Raw genomic sequence first — 16029 nt, 5'->3', positions numbered from 1 at the left:
GTGGGCAAGGGTGATGGTTTTCATGCTTCACACTCCGTGGAACGGTACTGGTACCAGGCCGCGCAGGCCCCTTCGGATGAGACCATCAGCGCGCCAAAGGCGTTCTGCGGGTTGCAGTGCTCGCCGAACAGCGGGCAGCGGGCAGGTTTGCAGCGCCCGGTCACTTCCATGGTACTCGTCAACATAACGCATCATCGCTGCGCCTCCAGCCAGGCAAGCCAGGCGTCCATCCCCTCACCGGTGGTGGCGGAAACCAGTATGATTTCAATACCCGGATTGACCGCGCGGGCGGCGGCCAGGCAGGCCTCCATGTCAAAGTTCAGGTACGCAAGCAGGTCGACCTTGTTCAGCAGCATCAGCGAGGCGGCGGCGAACATGTGCGGATACTTGAGCGGCTTGTCCTCGCCTTCGGTGACCGACAGCACCGCCACCTTATGGCGCTCGCCGAGGTCAAAGCTGGCCGGGCACACCAGGTTACCGACGTTTTCGATAAACAGGATGCCGCCATCGTCCAGCGGCAGACGCTGCATGGCATCGGCAATCATCTGCGCATCCAGATGGCAGCCTTTACCGGTATTCACCTGGATTGCCGGCGTGCCGGTGGCGCGGATACGCTCGGCGTCGTTCACCGTCTGCTGGTCGCCTTCAATAACGGCGCAGGTCACCGTGCCGTGCAGGCGTTTCAGGGTTTCGGTCAGTAACGTGGTTTTCCCGGAGCCGGGGCTGGAGACCAGATTTAATACCAGCTGCCCGCGGGCGGCGAAGCGGGCGCGGTTGCGGCCAGCCAGCCGGTTATTTTTGTCCAGCACATCGGTTTCGATTTCCACCATCCGGCGCTGGCTCATGCCCGGGGCGTGGGTACCGGCCTCGCCGTGGCCGTAGTGTAAGTCGCCCTGCGCGCTTTCGGCCGGGCTGAAATCCTGAGTACGGACGGCGCTGATGTGCAGCGCCGGGCGGGCCGCAGGGGCAAAGGGCGCGCTGCGAAAGGCGGAGTGCGGGTTGCGCTCATCCCCTTCGATATACAGGTTGCCTTCGGCGCAACCGCATGTGGTACACATAATTTACTCCTGAGCGATTTCCATAGCGCGGCTATTTTATTACCCGCCATCAGGGCGTTGCTTTGTCCGGCTTCAAAGATTAAGGCGCAAAGCCAGGAAGGAAATGTCAGGAGCTGCGCGACGTCACACCAGTCCGATCGAGAGCGCGGTCGGCGCTATGGAGCTTAAAATCCGGGCGGCAGATAATGGATCGCCACCAGTTTCCCCTGCTCAAGCTGGATGTACCCGCCCTTTTTCAGTTCCGCCAACATCTTCATCACACTGCTGCGTGAAAGTCGGGTGCGATCGAGGATGTATTGATAGGCTGCCGTACTGCTGCGGGTGGATTCAGGTTCCTGTAACAGGCTGATGAGTTGATAGCAGATCAGGTCATAGGTGGTGGGTGCCGTCAGGATCTCGTTATAGATAAACAGCTTATTGGTGATATGCAGCATATGCTTTGCCACCAGATCCCACAGCTGTTTTTGCTCAACCAGCGCCATCACCTGTTCAAAAGGTATCGTGGCGATTTCACAGGGCCCTTTCGACCGCAAAATCATGCGTGAAGATGTAGCGGACATCCATCCCAACGCCAGCGGCGCGGTAACGGTGCCCATTAATAACGCGTCATCGAACCGCTCCAGCGTCATTACACCAGACCGAACAAAGTGGCACACCGGCTCGCCATTAATTTGAAACGATAATTTGCTCCCTTTCGGCCAGGTTTTGTAATCTTCTTCGCGGGTCAAGCCATTAAGCAACTGCCCCGCCCAGGGAGAGGGTAATTTCATCAGGGAAACAGAGTCATCGCTGTTCATCGCGCTTATTCGCAAACAAATTATGTAGATAGTTTTAGCATAAGCATAATTACGCTCAGTTACCTGGCGCGGCAGAAAAAATTTAGTATTTCAGCGGTATGCGCTGCGGAATATCTGTTAGTACGCCGCGCCGGGTGGTGATATACCCCCCTTTGCGGAGATCGGCGAGGATTTTCATAATGCTGCTGCGCGAAAGAAAAGTGCGCGCCTGAATATAGTTCGCCGCGGTGGTGTGCAGTCTTATTTCCACAGATTCATCCATCAACTCATACAGCTGGGATCGGATAATATCGTAAGACGATGGCGCATAAATACGCGTGCAATGCTCATATATCCGCCCTGCGGTATAAATCAGCACCTTAGCAAGACTTTTCCACAGATTATGTTCAGCGATAATACGGTTTGCTTCATGGAGCGGAATGCTGGCAATAAGAGAATCCTCCAGCGTCCGCATATGCAGATAATTCGCGTCGGCATGTTGGTTACTTAATCCAAAGACATAGGGGGCCGATTCCGAATTCAACATAAAACTATCGCGACTGCGAAATAGCGCAACCGTGCCTTCCAGCAATAGATAGCATTGCCGCGACTCGCCGCTCTCGTAGTTAATAATTTGTTTAGCACTTGTTTTAAAAGAGTTTGAATATGGAGCAAGGCAGTGAATTAACGTGTCGATATGCTGAACAGGTTTATGCGCCAGCGCTTCATACATATTTGTTTGCACTGTATTTTTAGTCTCAGGCATTGCGATACCGCCTCCAGTTCAACATGTAATATCAAATTGCGATGGATCAATTATGAATCACCACCCTCTAATTAGTGAATGAATGAATTAGTGTAAAATTACACCAAAACATCACTTGAGATGATGAATGCTTTTAATACAAAATCTGGATGAATAAAAACGAGCCATCATATACTGCAGCGAGCCAGGCTATTTCCTGCAACTGCCTTCTCAGGCTAACCAATTCTTCATGCAGCCTGAATTAATTATTTAATGTCAGCATTGACTATATATCACGAATAACCGATTCAATCCGGCGGCTCGTTTTTAACATAAGAAGCATCTATTACAAGGACATAATATTATGAAAAATCTACTGGTTATAACGTTTGCCGCAGCAGCGACACTGGGTATATCTACTGTTAATGCGGCAGATGGAACGATTAATTTTATGGGTGAGATCCTCGATCAGGCCTGTACTGTCGATATCGGCGCTAATAATACCATGACCGTCGATTTAGGCCGGGTGGCAAAGACGTCGTTTATTAACGCGGGCGATGAAGCAGCGGCGACGAAATTTGTCATCCGCTTAATTAACTGTCCGGCCAGCGTGAATGCGGCGCAGGTGAAATTTGATGGTGCAAACGATCTTTCCGACAGTTCCCTGCTGGCGATTAATTCCGGGCCGGGCAGCGCCTCCGGTGTGGCGATTAAGCTGATGACGGCAGACAGAGCCCCGCTGGGTTTAAACCAGACCAATGGCTATAGCTACGTGTTGAGCAGCAACTGGGATAATAACCTGGAGTTCTACGCCGCTTACCGCGCCACGCAATCTGGCGTGATGGCCGGTACGGCGCATTCCGTTGCTAACTTCACCGTTAACTACAACTGATTTATTGCGTAATGGTGTTATGGGGCCGGTATCCGGCCCCGGTATGAGGTATCTAATGAAGATGTTATCACGCGCATTAGCGGCGATATTGCTAATGAGCGCTGCTGTCTCCGGCGCACAGGCAGGGGTAATTATTGGCGGTACACGAGTGGTTTATCAGGGGAATAAAAAAGAGGTTCCCCTGAGCGTAAATAATCCCGACAAGCTGGCTTACCTGATTCAATCGTGGATTGACGCGCCAATGCCCGATGCGGCCAAAGCGCCGTTTATTATTACGCCGCCGCTGTATCGACTGGATGCCGGGCAGCAGAATGAAATGCGAATTATCAGAGCCGGTCAGTTAGCCGAAAATAAAGAGTCGCTGTTCTGGCTGAATATTAAATCCATTCCCTCGGTGGCAAAGCGGGATAACACCATCCAGATTGCCGTTAAGACGCGAATAAAATTAATTTATCGTCCTGAATCTCTGACCAGTACGCCCGAAGATCAGGCGGCAAAACTGCAATGGTCGCGGGCGGGCAACAGTATTCAGGTCAATAACCCTACGCCTTATTACATTAACTTCAATGAAATCGCCGTGGGCGGTAAACGCGTTGAGGATGCAACTTTTGTCGCACCCCAGTCGTCCGCGCGCTTTGCCTTACCGCCGGGCGTCAATTCAACGGCAGTGAATTTTAAAATCATCAATGACTATGGCGGTATTGGCGATTCGCATAGCGCCAGCCTGCGGTAATCAAGAAACGCTCATCGGGTAATACGCGGATGAAAGTATCAACAATTTATGACATTCGTCGTCACCTGATAATGGGTTTGGCTATTGGCATTGCATCCTGGTTCAGTGAGGCTTTCGGGCGCGATTATTTTAATCCTGAACTGTTGGAAATAGACAATCCGGCATTGAAAGGTGCCGATTTAACCGCGTTTGAATCCGGCGGCCAGCTTGCCGGCACCTATTACGTCGATATCATTCTGAATGGGCAGAAAGTCGATAGCCGGGACGTGCGCTTGAAAACCGACGATGCGCAACGCCTCGTCCCCTGCCTGTCTGCCGGGCTACTGGAAAGCTATGGTGTGAAAACCACACTATTCCCGGATATGGCGCACGCCGATGAGTGCGCAACGCTAAACGTTATCCCTCAGGCCAGCAGCGAGTTTGTGTTTTCCCACCAGAAACTCGATTTGAGTATTCCTCAGGCCGCGCTGGCGCAGCATGCCCGCGGCTATGTCGCGCCGGAATTATGGGATGAGGGCATTACCGCAGCCCTGCTGAATTACAGTATGAATGGCGCGAATAACCGATCGCACGGCAGCAGCGACAGTCAGTATGTAAACCTCAGACCGGGTATCAATATCGGCCCCTGGCGGCTACGTAATTACACCACCTGGCGGCGCGATAACCAGAGCGGCAATCAATGGGATAACGTCTACAGCTATGCGCAACGCAGCATTGCGCCGCTGAAATCGCAGCTCATTCTGGGGGACAGCTCGGCCCCTTCCGATGTGTTTGACAGCATGCCGTTTCGCGGCGGCCAGCTGGCATCCGATGACGAAATGCTTCCCGACTCGCTGAAAGGCTATGCCCCGGTAGTGCGCGGCATCGCGCGAACCAATGCCCAGGTGGTGATCCGCCAGAATGGCTACGTGATTTATCAGAGTTACGTCGCGGCGGGCGCGTTTGAAATTACCGATATGTATTCCACCGGCGGCGCAGGCAATCTCAACGTCACCATTAAAGAAGCCGACGGCAGCGAGCAGAATTACACCGTCCCCTTTGCCTCACTGCCGGTGCTGCAACGCGAAGGGCGGCTGAAGTACGCCCTGACCGGCGGGCAATACCGTTCTTATGACGGCAGCGTCGAAAACACGCCTTTCGGGCAAGCCAGCGCGATTTATGGTCTGCCATGGGGATTTACCCTGTATGGCGGCACCCAGCAATCCGCGAAATACCAGTCATATGCCGTTGGCGTGGGTAAAAACCTTGGCGAAATCGGCGCGCTGTCTGGCGATGTGACGCAGGCCGCGTCACAACCGAAAGGGCAAGCGCAGACGCAGGGGCAATCCTGGCGCATTCGTTACAGTAAAAATATCGTGCAGACCGGCACCCATTTCGCCATTGCCGGGTATCGCTACTCCACAAACGGCTATTACGGCATGCAGGAAGTGCTGGACTCGTGGGGCGACAGCGCGGCGCTCAATAATCGTCGCCGCAACCGTATGGAGTTGACGGTCAGCCAGACATTAGGCGGGCGGTTGGGTTCGCTTATGGCCAGCGCAGTTCAGGAGGATTACTGGAATTCGCCTGGCAGCATGCGGTCGCTGAGCGCCAGCTACAACAATGCCTGGCAGGGGATCAGCTACGGGCTCACCTGGACGCTGAGTAAAAACAACCCGGGAGCCAGCTCGTCCGCTACCGATCGGCAGATTGCCATTAATGTCAGCGTGCCGCTGGATCGATGGATGGCGAACAGCTGGGCCAACTATAACCTCAACAGCAGCCGGAATAATGGCACCACCCACGGCCTGGGGCTAAACGGCATGGCGCTGGCGGGCAACACGCTCAACTGGAGCGTCCAGCAGGGCTACGGCAGCGATGGCGTGGGCTATACCGGCAGCGCCAACGGCGACTACAAAGGCACCTACGGGCAAGTCACGGCGGGCTACGGCTATGACCGCAACAGCCAGCGTCTGAGCTACGGCCTGGCGGGCGGCATCATTGCTCATGCCGACGGCGTGACGTTCTCCCAGCCGCTGGGCGAAACTAACGTATTGATTAAAGCCCCTGGCGCAGCGGGCGCAGGCGTTAACAACCAGCGCAGCGTAAAAACAGACTTTCGCGGCTACGGCATCACCAGCAACGTGACCCCCTTTCATAAAAACGATATCGGGCTTAATACCGCCTCACTGCCGGACGATGTGGAGCTGGCGTTAACCAGCCAGACGGTCATCCCTACCCGGGGTGCGGTAGTGCGGGCGGATTACATCACCAGCGTCGGGAAACGTCTTCTGTTGACGCTGGTGCGTAGCGGGCGGCAGACGGTGCCGTTCGGCGCAATGGCGACGCTGCAGGGCCGCAACGGGCCGAGCGCGATTGTCGGCGATGACGGCCAGGTGTATCTGACCGGCATGCCGCAGGCGGGAACGCTGGAGGTGGTGTGGGGAAGCGACGATCAACAGCACTGCACGGCGGATTTTACGCTGCCCACCGCCCCCGGAACCGCGCCTGTCATTCAGCTTCAGTCAGTTTGCCGTTAACAGTGATACCGGAGAGTAAAAAAGTAATGCGCATTATTCATTATCTGTTTCTGCTGGTGACTGGCGCTGGCGCGTTTAACGCGTCGGCGGACTGTACCGTCCAGCAGGCGATTATCCAGACCGTGTCGCTGGGGACCATCAACGTACAGCGCGATGCGCCAACCAACAGTGAAATAGGCCGGTTCAGCACGCCCGGCAACGCCGTGGTTTCTGCATATTCACCAACTGACCGGCAATATTGCGAAGCGCGGGCAAATATCACCTATTTATCAGCAACCCCGTCATCAATGCCCGGGGTCTATAACACCAATCTGAGCGGCGTCGGGATTCAGGTCGTCAACGTTCCCCAGTGGTGGTCGATCACCTCTTCCGCTCCCGGGGTCATACGCTATACCTGGCCGAATGAATATAGCGTGGTGCTGTATAAAACCGGCAAAATCACGCCCGGTAAATTAGCGGCAGGCCAGATTGTTTATGGCTGGTTCGGCGATAATTCGCAAACCTTTCTCGATCTCTCGCTGGATAGCGAAACCACTATAAATGTTCTGAGCTGTTCCCTAACCACTCAGTCGGTCAATTTTAATCTCGGCACGCTAAGCGCCCAGGAGTTCGGCACACAGGCCGGCTTTATTCCCGATCGTTCCGATACCCAGAATATTGGTCTGAATTGCGACCCTGGGGCCAATATCAATATTGAATTAAAAGGCATGCAGAATCCGGACGCTACTTCAGATGACAGCGTGCTGGCAATAAGCGGCCAGGGCCGCCCTTACGTGGCTGACGGCGTGGGCGTGCAGTTTTTATATAACGGCAGCGCGCTACGGCTGAATAACCGGATGGTTTTAAAACAGTCGCCAGGCGGCCAGGAGACGTTCCCACTGGTTGCCCGCTATTACCAGACCAAGCCGGTGGTCAAAGCGGGCGACGCCAGCGCCACGGCGACGCTGGAAATTACCTATCAATAGAGAGCAAAGCCGATGATTAAACGGATATATGGGCTCTTTGCCCTGGCGCTAATGTTTATTACCGGTGGGATACAGGCTGCCGATCCCGTTACGCTGTATGTTAACGGCAAGGTGGTTGCCGCACCCTGTCAGGTTGACAGCGCCAGCGTTGAACAGGTGGTCGATCTGTTTGGCCCACAGGGCATACGCGCCTCGTCTATGTATACGGCAGGCTCGGGTTCGCCGTTTGTGATGTTTAATTTCAGCGTCATCAACTGCCCCGCCGGAACAGTGAAAACCACTCTGCAATTCAATGGCCCTGCCGATGATAACCAACCCGAAGATTCCTATAAAAACAGCGGGACGGCAAAAAACGTCGCCGTACAGTTATTGAATATGCAGGGCGGCCCGTTGGGAAATAATAAAACCCTGACGGGAGATATTATTAATCGCCAGGCAACGTTTTATTTTCTCGCCCGGGCTTTCAGTAAATATGGAAAAGTCACCCCCGGCACAGTGAATAGCGTTGTTGTCATTACCCTTACCTGGCAATGACATAACTGTTCAAATCATCTTACTGCATTTAAAGGATTATATATTATGCATATCATCATTAATGAAAATGATGCCCTGTTTTATTCCGGCTTAACGCACTTACTGAATGACATTTTTTGCCATCAGGGCTATACGCCCTGCTATTCCAGAGAAATCAATAAATCCACGGTAGAAACAGCAGATATTATTATTCAGTCATTACGTCCCGGTGAGGCCTTTTTATGTTATCCCGCACTCTATTACCGCAAACCCAGCCTGATGATTGGACTGGTAGACGACAACGACAGGGCGGATCACTATCCTCTGCCGCTCTGTGCCAACGACCGGATAATCATCAGCCGCAAAGCCGGGACGGAAAACATTCGTCGAACCCTAAAACAGGCGTGGGAAAAGCTGCAGACCGATGCGGAGAAAACGCGCAAGCCGCACTGTTACGGCTGCAAGCACCGCACCATGACGTCGCAACAAAAACGGGTCGCCGCTTCATTTATCGAGGGGTGCTCGGTCAGGCATATTGCCGGAAAACTGGCGCTCAACAGCAAATCGGTGTTTGCTCATAAACATTCGCTGATGCGCAAATTCCAGCTAAAAAATGACCATCAGCTGATGATGTTTCTGCAAATCCAGCGGGTAAAACAGTCCATTATTAAGCACGTCGGCGAATAACCGGGATGCCCCGGTTACTGTTGCGCTTCCGTGTGATTCACCGTGGCGGTATAACCGGTTTTCGCCACCGCCTTCAGCAGCGTCTCGGTAGGAAACCCCTCCGGGACGATCACTTCAGTCTGGCGGGTTTTCAGGGACGATTTGGCTTTAATCACCCCGTCGGTTTCCCGTAGCGCCTGATTCACCGAGATCACGCACAGCGAACAGGTCATGTTTTCCACATCCAGCACCACTTTTTCATTCTCTGCCTGCGCCCACAGGGGCAGCATCAGGCAAGCGGCGAGCGCGAGTCTTTTCATTCAAATACCTCATAAAACCAGCCGACCACCGTCGGGTAGAACAGGATCAGCAGCATAAACGGCAGCGCCAGCCAGTACAGCAAACGCATCTGGCCCAGGGTCAGCCGGCCGGTACACCACAATCTTTTCGAAATATAGAGCCGCCAGAAGCCGCGCGCGAGAAGCCCGAGAGAAATGACGATCATCGGGATGCGCAGAAACTCCAGCTTCGCCAGCCCGGCAAACCCCGCCGCCGAGATGCCGAACAGCAGGTACAGCAGCGGGCCGATGCAGCACAGCCCGGCGGTAACGGCAGCCACAGCTGCCGTCAGGAGAGTTACGCCCGCGCTTTTAGCGCTGTTCGGTTGAGACATAGCGATAAGAAAATACTTTTGGATCGTAGAAGTTAATCGGGTCGCCATCGACTTCGGCATACGGATAGCCAAAGTTGTTCATCGCGCCCTGCTCTGCCGCCGGGTAAAGCTCAAAGTCGCGCCCGTAGTTAAAGCCGACCCAGTTCATTTCCCAGTTGCCGAACAGATAAGTGTTCACCGCCTGAACATCGGCGTCCTGATGGGATTTTTTCTCCGCCAGGCGCATTTTGGTGACGTCCGCCGGATCGCACGGCAGCCAGCCGTAACCCGCCAGATAAAATTCCGCACGGCAGTGCTGGCCGCCGCTGACGTCTGCCACGCCCTGCTCGTCGGCTTTGCCGAAGGCGCTTTTCGAGTAGCGCTCCAGCTTAGTGGCTTTGCCCAGGCGGATGCCGAACAGCTCACGCGCCGGAATGCCGCTGGCGCGCGCCAGGGCCACAAACACTGAGCTCATATCGGTGCATTTGCCGCTGAGTTTGCCACTTTTCAGGATCGCCGCCACATCGCCAGTACCGCAGCCGATGACGTCGTTGTCGCGCTCCATGTTCCGGCTAACCCACTCGTAAATCAGGCGCGCTTTTTTCAGCGGATCCTGCTCGCCGTTGGTAATTTTCTGCGCGGTTTCCCTTACCTGGCCGTCAATCGGCGTATGGGTGGTTGGCAGCAGATAAGGCTTCACGTCCAGCGGATAAATGATTTGCTCCGGTGCCTGCCAGGTTTTCAGCGCGTCATGCTTCAGCGGTTCCCAGTCGGCGGTTTCGATTTCAATATCCACCTGCATCTGCAAATCGCCTTCAGATTTCGGCCAGCTGGCGAACAGCGTTTTCGCGCCGTAAGTATTATTGGTGGTGATGTACGCCTGCTGATAGTTGCCGCTGAAGGTCAGGTTAGTCATCTGCTGAAACGCGGTATCCACCGGCAGCGGGATCCACAGCTTGACCACGCCGCTGGAGCCCTGCGGCGGGTTGAGTTTATAGGTTTGCGAAAGCACAAAACGGCGGCGCGCGACCGGCGCGGCGGCAGGTTCGGCCGCCTGGACCGACTGGCTGACAATCGAAGGGCCAACTAAACCGGCAGCGGAAAGCAGCACACTATTTTTGAGAAATTGTCGACGTTGCATAGTTATCTGTCTTTTTTGATGGATGTGAGGCGGCGGCAGCGCGGGCCAAAACCGCAGAGGATCATCACAGCAGACAGGGACTGGCGGAGAAAGGCGGGTCGATAACTATTCATCAATAACAGACCTGTTAACTGTGAATGAAAACGCGGTTATTAAGCCGCGAACAATGGCCTGTGTAAACCAGGGATATCAAAAAACCGCCAAATAAATATAAAAAATTGATAATTTGCCGCTAAAAACGCCGACCAGTTATCAGTTTGCCTAAGGTTGATCCAGAACAACGCCCGCGTATGCAGTTTTCATAAAATCATCATACTCATTTTTAGCCCCCCCTTATTCCGCAAGGAGTAGTCCTTTGTTTACTTTACGGCACTGTTTAACGGTATTGCTGGCATGTGTTTCATTGATGGCTGGCGCTGCGACACCGCAGGAAATTACCACCGCCTGGCCGGTAAACGTGGGGCCGCTTAACCCCCACTTATATACACCGAACCAAATGTTCGCCCAGAGTATGGTGTACGAACCCCTGGTGAAATATCAGGCTGACGGCAGCATCGCGCCGTGGCTGGCCACTTCCTGGACACATTCCGCCGACGGTAAGCAGTGGATTTTCACCCTGCGCGATAACGTGACGTTTTCCAATGGTGAACCCTTTAACGCCCAGGCCGCCGAAGCCAACTTCCGCGCGGTGCTGGATAACCGCCCGCGTCACGCCTGGCTGGAGCTGGCGAACCAGATCGTCGACGTGAAAGCGCTGGATGAACACCGTCTGCAAATCGAGTTAAAAGGTGCCTATTACCCGTTCCTGCAAGAGCTGGCGCTGCCGCGCCCGTTCCGCTTTATCGCGCCGTCGCAGTTTAAACAGGGCGGAACCAAAGACGGCATTCTCTCGCCAATTGGCACCGGGCCGTGGGTGCTCCAGGAAAGCAAGCTTAATCAGTACGATGTGTTTGTGCGTAACGATCATTACTGGGGAAACAAACCGGCGCTGGATAAAGTCACCATCAAAGTGATTGCCGACCCCACCAGCCGCGCAGTGGCGTTTGAAACCGGCGAAATTGACCTGATGTACGGCGACGAAGGGCTGCTGCCGCTGGACACCTTCGAGCGCTTCAGCCATAACCCACAGTGGAAAACCCAGCTTTCCGCCCCGGTGGAAACTGTGATGCTGGCGCTCAACTCCGCGAAATCGCCCACCCGCGAACAGGCGGTGCGGGAAGCGCTGAACTATGCAGTGGATAAAAAGACGTTAGTTGATAGCGTGCTGTACGGTACCCAACAGGTGGCGGATACGCTGTTCGCCCCGAGTGTACCCTACGCTAATATTGGCCTGACGCCGCGCCACTACGATCCCGAAAAGGCCAAATCGCTGCTGGAAAACGCCGGTTGGACGCTGCCCGCCGGCCAGCAGATCCGCGAAAAATCGGGCCAGCCGCTGCGCCTGGAGCTGGCGTTTATCGGCACCGACGCGCTAAATAAATCGATGGCGGAAGTAATCCAGGCCAACCTGCGCCAGGTGGGCGTTGACGTAAAACTGGTGGGCGAAGAAGAGAGCAGCATTGACGCCCGCCAGCGCGATGGCCGCTTCGATATGATTTTCAACAGCACCTGGGGCGCGCCGTTCGATCCGCATGCCTTTATGAGTTCAATGCGCGTCCCGTCCCACGCCGATTATCAGGCCCAGCTCGGCCTGCCGGATAAGGCGCAAATCGATGCGGAAATCGGCCAGATCCTTACCGGCACCGATGAGACCCAGCGCAAAGCACTGTACCGCGACGTGCTGACTCGCCTGCATCAAAGCGCGGTGTATCTGCCGCTGAGCTACGTTTCCCTGATGACCGTTTCCCAGCCGCAGTGGGGCGCGCTGCCCTTCGCGCCAATGTCCTCGGATATTCCGTTTGAACAGATCAAGCCGGTAACGCCCTGATGCTACGTTATATTTTGTGGCGCGTTGCGCTGCTGGTCCCGATGCTGCTGGCGGCGTCGCTGATTATCTTTCTGCTGCTGCGCCTCGGCAGCGGTGACCCGGCGATGGATTATTTACGGCTGTCTAACCTGCCACCGACGCCGGAGCTGGTGGCCTCGACCCACAAGATGCTCGGGCTCGACCAGCCGCTGCCGGTGCAGTATGGCCGCTGGCTGTGGAACGCCCTGCATCTCGATTTCGGCGTGTCGTTCGCCACCCAGCGCCCGGTGCTGGACGATTTGCTGCGCTTTTTCCCGGCCACGCTCCAGCTGGCAGGCTTCGCGCTGGCGTTGATTCTGGTGACCTCGGTGCCACTCGGCATCTGGGCGGCGCGCTACCGCGACCGGCTGCCGGATTACCTCGTGCGGCTGATCGCCTTTCTGGGCGTGTCAATGCCCAACTTCTGGCTCGCCTTTTTACTGGTGATGCTGTTTTCGGTCCATCTGCAATGGCTGCCCGCGCTGGGTTACGGCGGCTGGCAGCACATCATTTTACCGGCGGTGTCTATCGCCTTTATGTCGCTGGCGATCAACGCCCGCCTGCTGCGCGCCAGCATGCTGGATGCGGCGGGCCAGCGTCATGTCACCTGGGCGAAACTGCGCGGGCTGAGCGACCGGCAAACCGAGCGGCGGCACGTGCTGCGCAACGCCACGCTGCCGATGGTAACGGCGGTGGGCATGCATATCGGCGAGCTGATTGGCGGCACCATGATTATCGAAAATATCTTCGCCTGGCCCGGCGTCGGGCGCTATGCGGTATCGGCGATTTTTAATCGCGATTATCCGGTGATCCAGTGCTTTACCCTGATGATGGTGGGCGTGTTTGTTATCTGTAATCTCAGCGTTGATTTGCTGAATGCCGCGCTCGATCCGCGTATTCGCCGCCATGAAGGAGCGCACTCGTGAATTTTATCCGTACGGCGCGTTGGCCGGTGCGCCTGGCGCTGCTCTCTCTGGCGCTGCTGATGACCATCGCCCTGACCAGCCAGTGGTGGCTGCCGTTCGATCCGCTGGCTATTGATTTGCCGCAGCGTCTGCTGCCGCCGGACGGCACCCACTGGCTGGGCACCGATCATCTGGGGCGCGATATTTTTTCTCGTCTGCTGGCGGCGACGCGGGTGTCGCTGGGATCGGTGCTGGCCTGTCTGTTGCTGGTATTAACGCTGGGGCTGGTGGTGGGCGGCAGCGCCGGGCTGATGGGCGGGCGGGCCGACCAGTTGCTGATGCGCACCACCGATATGTTTATGACCTTCCCCACCTCGATTCTGTCGTTTTTTATGGTGGGCGTGCTGGGCACCGGGCTGGTAAACGTGATCCTCGCCATTGCCCTGTCCCACTGGGCCTGGTACGCGCGGATGGTGCGCAGCATCGTGATTTCGCTGCGCCATCGGGAATTCGTGCTGGCGGCGCGGATGAGCGGCGCGAACCGCTGGCATCTGTTTTTCGATCATCTCGCCGGTGCGGTGATGCCCTCGCTGCTGGTGCTGGCGACGCTGGATATCGGCCATATGATGCTGCACGTAGCGGGCATGTCGTTCCTTGGGCTGGGCGTCAGCGCGCCGACGCCGGAATGGGGCGTGATGATCAACGACGCTCGCCAGTACATCTGGACCCAGCCGATGCAGATGTTCTGGCCAGGGCTGGCGCTGTTTATCAGCGTGATGACCTTTAACCTGCTGGGCGACGCGCTGCGCGACCAGTTGGATCCGCATCTTGCCATGGAGCATAGCCACTGATGTCACAACTTGAATTGCACAACATCACGCTGGCAGCGGAACGCCCGCTGGTGCATGGCGTCTCGCTGACGCTGCGCTCCGGGCGCGTGCTGGCGCTGGTCGGCGGCAGCGGCAGCGGGAAATCTCTCACCTGCGCCGCCGCGCTGGGCGTCCTGCCCGCCGGGGTGCGGCAAACCGCAGGCGAGCTGGCGCTGAACGGGCAGACCGTAACGCCGCAATCGCTGCGCGGCAGGCAGGTGGCGACCATCATGCAGAACCCGCGCAGCGCCTTTAATCCGCTGTTTACCATGGCAACCCATGCTAAAGAGACCTGTCGGGCGCTGGGCAAAACCCTGGATGACGCCACGCTTATCGCCACACTGCAATCTGTTGGGCTGGAGGAAGCCGAACGGGTGCTGGGGCTGTACCCGTTTGAGATGAGCGGCGGGATGCTCCAGCGCATGATGATCGCGCTGGCGGTACTGAGCGATGCGCCGTTTATTATTGCCGACGAACCCACTACCGATCTCGACGCGCTGGCGCAGGCGCGGATCCTGCAACTGCTGGAGGATCAGATGCGGCAGCATGCGCCCGGCATGCTGCTGGTCACTCACGATATGGGCGTGGTGGCGCGGCTGGCTGACGATGTGGCGGTGATGGAAAACGGCAAAATTGTCGAACGGGGCGACGTGCAAACGCTGTTTCGCGCGCCGCAGCACCCGGTGACCCGCAATCTGGTATCGGCGCATCTGGCGCTGTATGGCATGGAGTTAGCGTAATGACACTGTTATCGGTTTCGAACGTTTCGCACCGCTACGGGCGAATGGGGCTGACCGTTCAGCACCATCATCAGGTGCTGAACGGTATTTCGCTGGCGGTCAGCGAAGGCGAAAGCGTGGCGCTGCTGGGCAGCAGCGGCTGCGGGAAAAGCACTCTGGCGCGTCTGCTGATTGGCCTGGAAACCCCGACCTCGGGCGATATTTGTTGGCGTAATAAGCCCCTTTCCACGCTGAAAGGCGACGAGATGCGCGCCTTTCGTCGGGAGATCCAGATGGTGTTTCAGGACGCCATCAGCGCCGCTAACCCGCGCCGTACGGTGCGCGAGATTATCCGCGAGCCGCTGCGCCACTTGCTGAAACTCTCAACTGCACAGCAAAACGAACGCATTACCCGGGTGATGGCAGCGACCGAACTGGACGCCGGTCTGCTGGATAAACGGCCACCGCAGCTGAGCGGCGGCCAGCTTCAACGGGTGTGCCTCGCCCGGGCGATGGTTGTGGAGCCGAAGCTGTTAATTCTTGACGAAGCGGTGTCGAATCTGGATTTGGTGCTGCAAGCGAACATCATACAACTGCTGAAAAACTTACAGCAGCAGTACCACACCGCGTGTCTGTTTATCACTCACGATCTACGTTTGGTAGAGCGGTTTTGCCAGCGGGTGATGGTGATGGAGGGCGGTGAAATCGTCGAAACTCTGCCGGTGACTTCGCCAGTGGCGTTTGCCAGCGCACCGGGCCTGGCGTTACAACGCGCCGTGCTGCCCGCGTTCCCGACACGCCGGGAACCGCGCGGACCGGGGCTTACGCTGGTCAGCGATAATGCCTCGCCAGCGTTGAGGCCTCATTTGGTCAGTGCGTAACGGCATTGCCTCAACATCTCTATTTTGCTGACAGTAGCAAATAAGTCAGA

General features: G+C 56.2%; 17 protein-coding genes and 1 pseudogene. 11 read left to right on the top strand and 7 right to left on the bottom strand.

Features of this window, described 5'->3' with window-relative positions; genetic code table 11:
- Positions 1-20 precede the first annotated feature (20 nt).
- The 4 genes and pseudogenes from FND52_RS20195 to FND52_RS20180 all read right to left on the bottom strand — a co-directional run.
- A pseudogene (locus FND52_RS20195) lies at positions 21-164 on the bottom strand (hydrogenase formation protein HypD); the annotation flags it as partial.
- Between the two features lie 27 nt (positions 165-191).
- The gene (gene hypB, locus FND52_RS20190; protein ID WP_144132936.1) at positions 192-1058 is read right to left on the bottom strand and encodes a hydrogenase nickel incorporation protein HypB; all 867 of its coding nucleotides are present in this window, start codon (positions 1056-1058) and stop codon (positions 192-194) included.
- Between the two features lie 164 nt (positions 1059-1222).
- Positions 1223-1828, bottom strand: coding sequence for a winged helix-turn-helix transcriptional regulator (locus tag FND52_RS20185; RefSeq protein WP_244290596.1), 606 nt, complete (start codon positions 1826-1828; stop codon positions 1223-1225).
- A gap of 109 nt (positions 1829-1937) precedes the next feature.
- Positions 1938-2600: a winged helix-turn-helix transcriptional regulator gene (locus tag FND52_RS20180; RefSeq protein WP_144132932.1), complete on the bottom strand. Its 663-nt coding sequence runs from the start codon at positions 2598-2600 to the stop codon at positions 1938-1940.
- Between the two features lie 343 nt (positions 2601-2943).
- On the opposite strand from FND52_RS20180, the gene FND52_RS20175 reads away from it, so the two are divergent.
- From FND52_RS20175 to FND52_RS20150, 6 genes are read left to right on the top strand one after another with little or no spacing between them, the layout of a single operon-like run.
- Positions 2944-3471, top strand: a complete 528-nt coding sequence (locus FND52_RS20175; RefSeq protein WP_144132930.1) for a fimbrial protein — start codon at positions 2944-2946, stop codon at positions 3469-3471.
- Between the two features lie 55 nt (positions 3472-3526).
- Positions 3527-4204, top strand: a complete 678-nt coding sequence (locus tag FND52_RS20170; RefSeq protein WP_144132928.1) for a fimbrial biogenesis chaperone — start codon at positions 3527-3529, stop codon at positions 4202-4204.
- A gap of 29 nt (positions 4205-4233) precedes the next feature.
- Positions 4234-6723 (top strand): fimbria/pilus outer membrane usher protein, encoded by a 2490-nt coding sequence (locus FND52_RS20165; RefSeq protein WP_144132926.1) that lies wholly within the window; start codon positions 4234-4236, stop codon positions 6721-6723.
- A gap of 26 nt (positions 6724-6749) precedes the next feature.
- Positions 6750-7688, top strand: coding sequence for a fimbrial protein (locus FND52_RS20160; protein WP_144132924.1), 939 nt, complete (start codon positions 6750-6752; stop codon positions 7686-7688).
- 12 nt (positions 7689-7700) lie between these two features.
- Positions 7701-8222, top strand: coding sequence for a fimbrial protein (locus FND52_RS20155; RefSeq protein WP_144132922.1), 522 nt, complete (start codon positions 7701-7703; stop codon positions 8220-8222).
- Between the two features lie 45 nt (positions 8223-8267).
- The gene (locus FND52_RS20150; RefSeq protein WP_125293813.1) at positions 8268-8888 is read left to right on the top strand and encodes a helix-turn-helix transcriptional regulator; all 621 of its coding nucleotides are present in this window, start codon (positions 8268-8270) and stop codon (positions 8886-8888) included.
- 14 nt (positions 8889-8902) lie between these two features.
- Here FND52_RS20150 and FND52_RS20145 read toward each other — a convergent pair whose 3' ends face one another.
- From FND52_RS20145 to FND52_RS20135, 3 genes are read right to left on the bottom strand one after another with little or no spacing between them, the layout of a single operon-like run.
- The gene (locus FND52_RS20145) at positions 8903-9187 is read right to left on the bottom strand and encodes a heavy-metal-associated domain-containing protein (protein WP_125293814.1); all 285 of its coding nucleotides are present in this window, start codon (positions 9185-9187) and stop codon (positions 8903-8905) included.
- Entirely contained in the window at positions 9184-9540 is a 357-nt protein-coding gene (locus FND52_RS20140) for a mercuric transporter MerT family protein (protein WP_125293815.1), read from the bottom strand. The genes FND52_RS20145 and FND52_RS20140 overlap by 4 nt, the downstream gene beginning before the upstream one ends.
- Entirely contained in the window at positions 9518-10660 is a 1143-nt protein-coding gene (locus tag FND52_RS20135) for a transglutaminase-like domain-containing protein (protein ID WP_144132920.1), read from the bottom strand. Before FND52_RS20135 ends, FND52_RS20140 begins: the two co-directional genes overlap by 23 nt.
- 406 nt (positions 10661-11066) lie before the next feature.
- Here FND52_RS20135 and nikA point away from each other — a divergent pair, with 406 nt between their 5' ends.
- From nikA to nikE, 5 genes are read left to right on the top strand one after another with little or no spacing between them, the layout of a single operon-like run.
- Entirely contained in the window at positions 11067-12587 is a 1521-nt protein-coding gene (gene nikA, locus FND52_RS20130) for a nickel ABC transporter substrate-binding protein (RefSeq protein WP_144132918.1), read from the top strand.
- Positions 12587-13531: a nickel ABC transporter permease subunit NikB gene (nikB, locus tag FND52_RS20125; RefSeq protein WP_144132916.1), complete on the top strand. Its 945-nt coding sequence runs from the start codon at positions 12587-12589 to the stop codon at positions 13529-13531. The genes nikA and nikB overlap by 1 nt, the downstream gene beginning before the upstream one ends.
- Positions 13528-14361: a nickel ABC transporter permease subunit NikC gene (gene nikC / locus FND52_RS20120; protein ID WP_144132914.1), complete on the top strand. Its 834-nt coding sequence runs from the start codon at positions 13528-13530 to the stop codon at positions 14359-14361. The genes nikB and nikC overlap by 4 nt, the downstream gene beginning before the upstream one ends.
- Positions 14358-15119: a nickel import ATP-binding protein NikD gene (nikD, locus tag FND52_RS20115; RefSeq protein WP_144132912.1), complete on the top strand. Its 762-nt coding sequence runs from the start codon at positions 14358-14360 to the stop codon at positions 15117-15119. Before nikC ends, nikD begins: the two co-directional genes overlap by 4 nt.
- The gene (gene nikE, locus FND52_RS20110; RefSeq protein WP_144132910.1) at positions 15119-15979 is read left to right on the top strand and encodes a nickel import ATP-binding protein NikE; all 861 of its coding nucleotides are present in this window, start codon (positions 15119-15121) and stop codon (positions 15977-15979) included. Before nikD ends, nikE begins: the two co-directional genes overlap by 1 nt.
- Positions 15980-16029 lie beyond the last annotated feature (50 nt).

Source organism: Atlantibacter subterraneus (assembly GCF_007570865.1).
Taxonomy (GTDB): Bacteria; Pseudomonadota; Gammaproteobacteria; order Enterobacterales; family Enterobacteriaceae; genus Atlantibacter; species Atlantibacter subterraneus.
This window is presented reverse-complemented; position numbering and strand designations above follow the sequence as displayed.

Excerpts from the sequence above, each read along its gene's own strand:
- FND52_RS20150 (WP_125293813.1), top strand. The coding sequence starts at position 8,268 with ATGCATATCATCATTAATGAAAATGATGCCCTGTTTTATTCCGGCTTA.
- hypB (WP_144132936.1), bottom strand. The coding sequence starts at position 1,058 with ATGTGTACCACATGCGGTTGCGCCGAAGGCAACCTGTATATCGAAGGG.
- FND52_RS20170 (WP_144132928.1), top strand. The coding sequence starts at position 3,527 with ATGAAGATGTTATCACGCGCATTAGCGGCGATATTGCTAATGAGCGCT.
- FND52_RS20140 (WP_125293815.1), bottom strand. The coding sequence starts at position 9,540 with ATGTCTCAACCGAACAGCGCTAAAAGCGCGGGCGTAACTCTCCTGACG.
- nikB (WP_144132916.1), top strand. The coding sequence starts at position 12,587 with ATGCTACGTTATATTTTGTGGCGCGTTGCGCTGCTGGTCCCGATGCTG.
- FND52_RS20185 (WP_244290596.1), bottom strand. The coding sequence starts at position 1,828 with ATGAAATTACCCTCTCCCTGGGCGGGGCAGTTGCTTAATGGCTTGACC.
- FND52_RS20135 (WP_144132920.1), bottom strand. The coding sequence starts at position 10,660 with ATGCAACGTCGACAATTTCTCAAAAATAGTGTGCTGCTTTCCGCTGCC.
- FND52_RS20155 (WP_144132922.1), top strand. The coding sequence starts at position 7,701 with ATGATTAAACGGATATATGGGCTCTTTGCCCTGGCGCTAATGTTTATT.
- FND52_RS20175 (WP_144132930.1), top strand. The coding sequence starts at position 2,944 with ATGAAAAATCTACTGGTTATAACGTTTGCCGCAGCAGCGACACTGGGT.
- nikA (WP_144132918.1), top strand. The coding sequence starts at position 11,067 with ATGGCTGGCGCTGCGACACCGCAGGAAATTACCACCGCCTGGCCGGTA.
- FND52_RS20165 (WP_144132926.1), top strand. The coding sequence starts at position 4,234 with ATGAAAGTATCAACAATTTATGACATTCGTCGTCACCTGATAATGGGT.
- FND52_RS20160 (WP_144132924.1), top strand. The coding sequence starts at position 6,750 with ATGCGCATTATTCATTATCTGTTTCTGCTGGTGACTGGCGCTGGCGCG.
- FND52_RS20145 (WP_125293814.1), bottom strand. The coding sequence starts at position 9,187 with ATGAAAAGACTCGCGCTCGCCGCTTGCCTGATGCTGCCCCTGTGGGCG.
- FND52_RS20180 (WP_144132932.1), bottom strand. The coding sequence starts at position 2,600 with ATGCCTGAGACTAAAAATACAGTGCAAACAAATATGTATGAAGCGCTG.
- nikE (WP_144132910.1), top strand. The coding sequence starts at position 15,119 with ATGACACTGTTATCGGTTTCGAACGTTTCGCACCGCTACGGGCGAATG.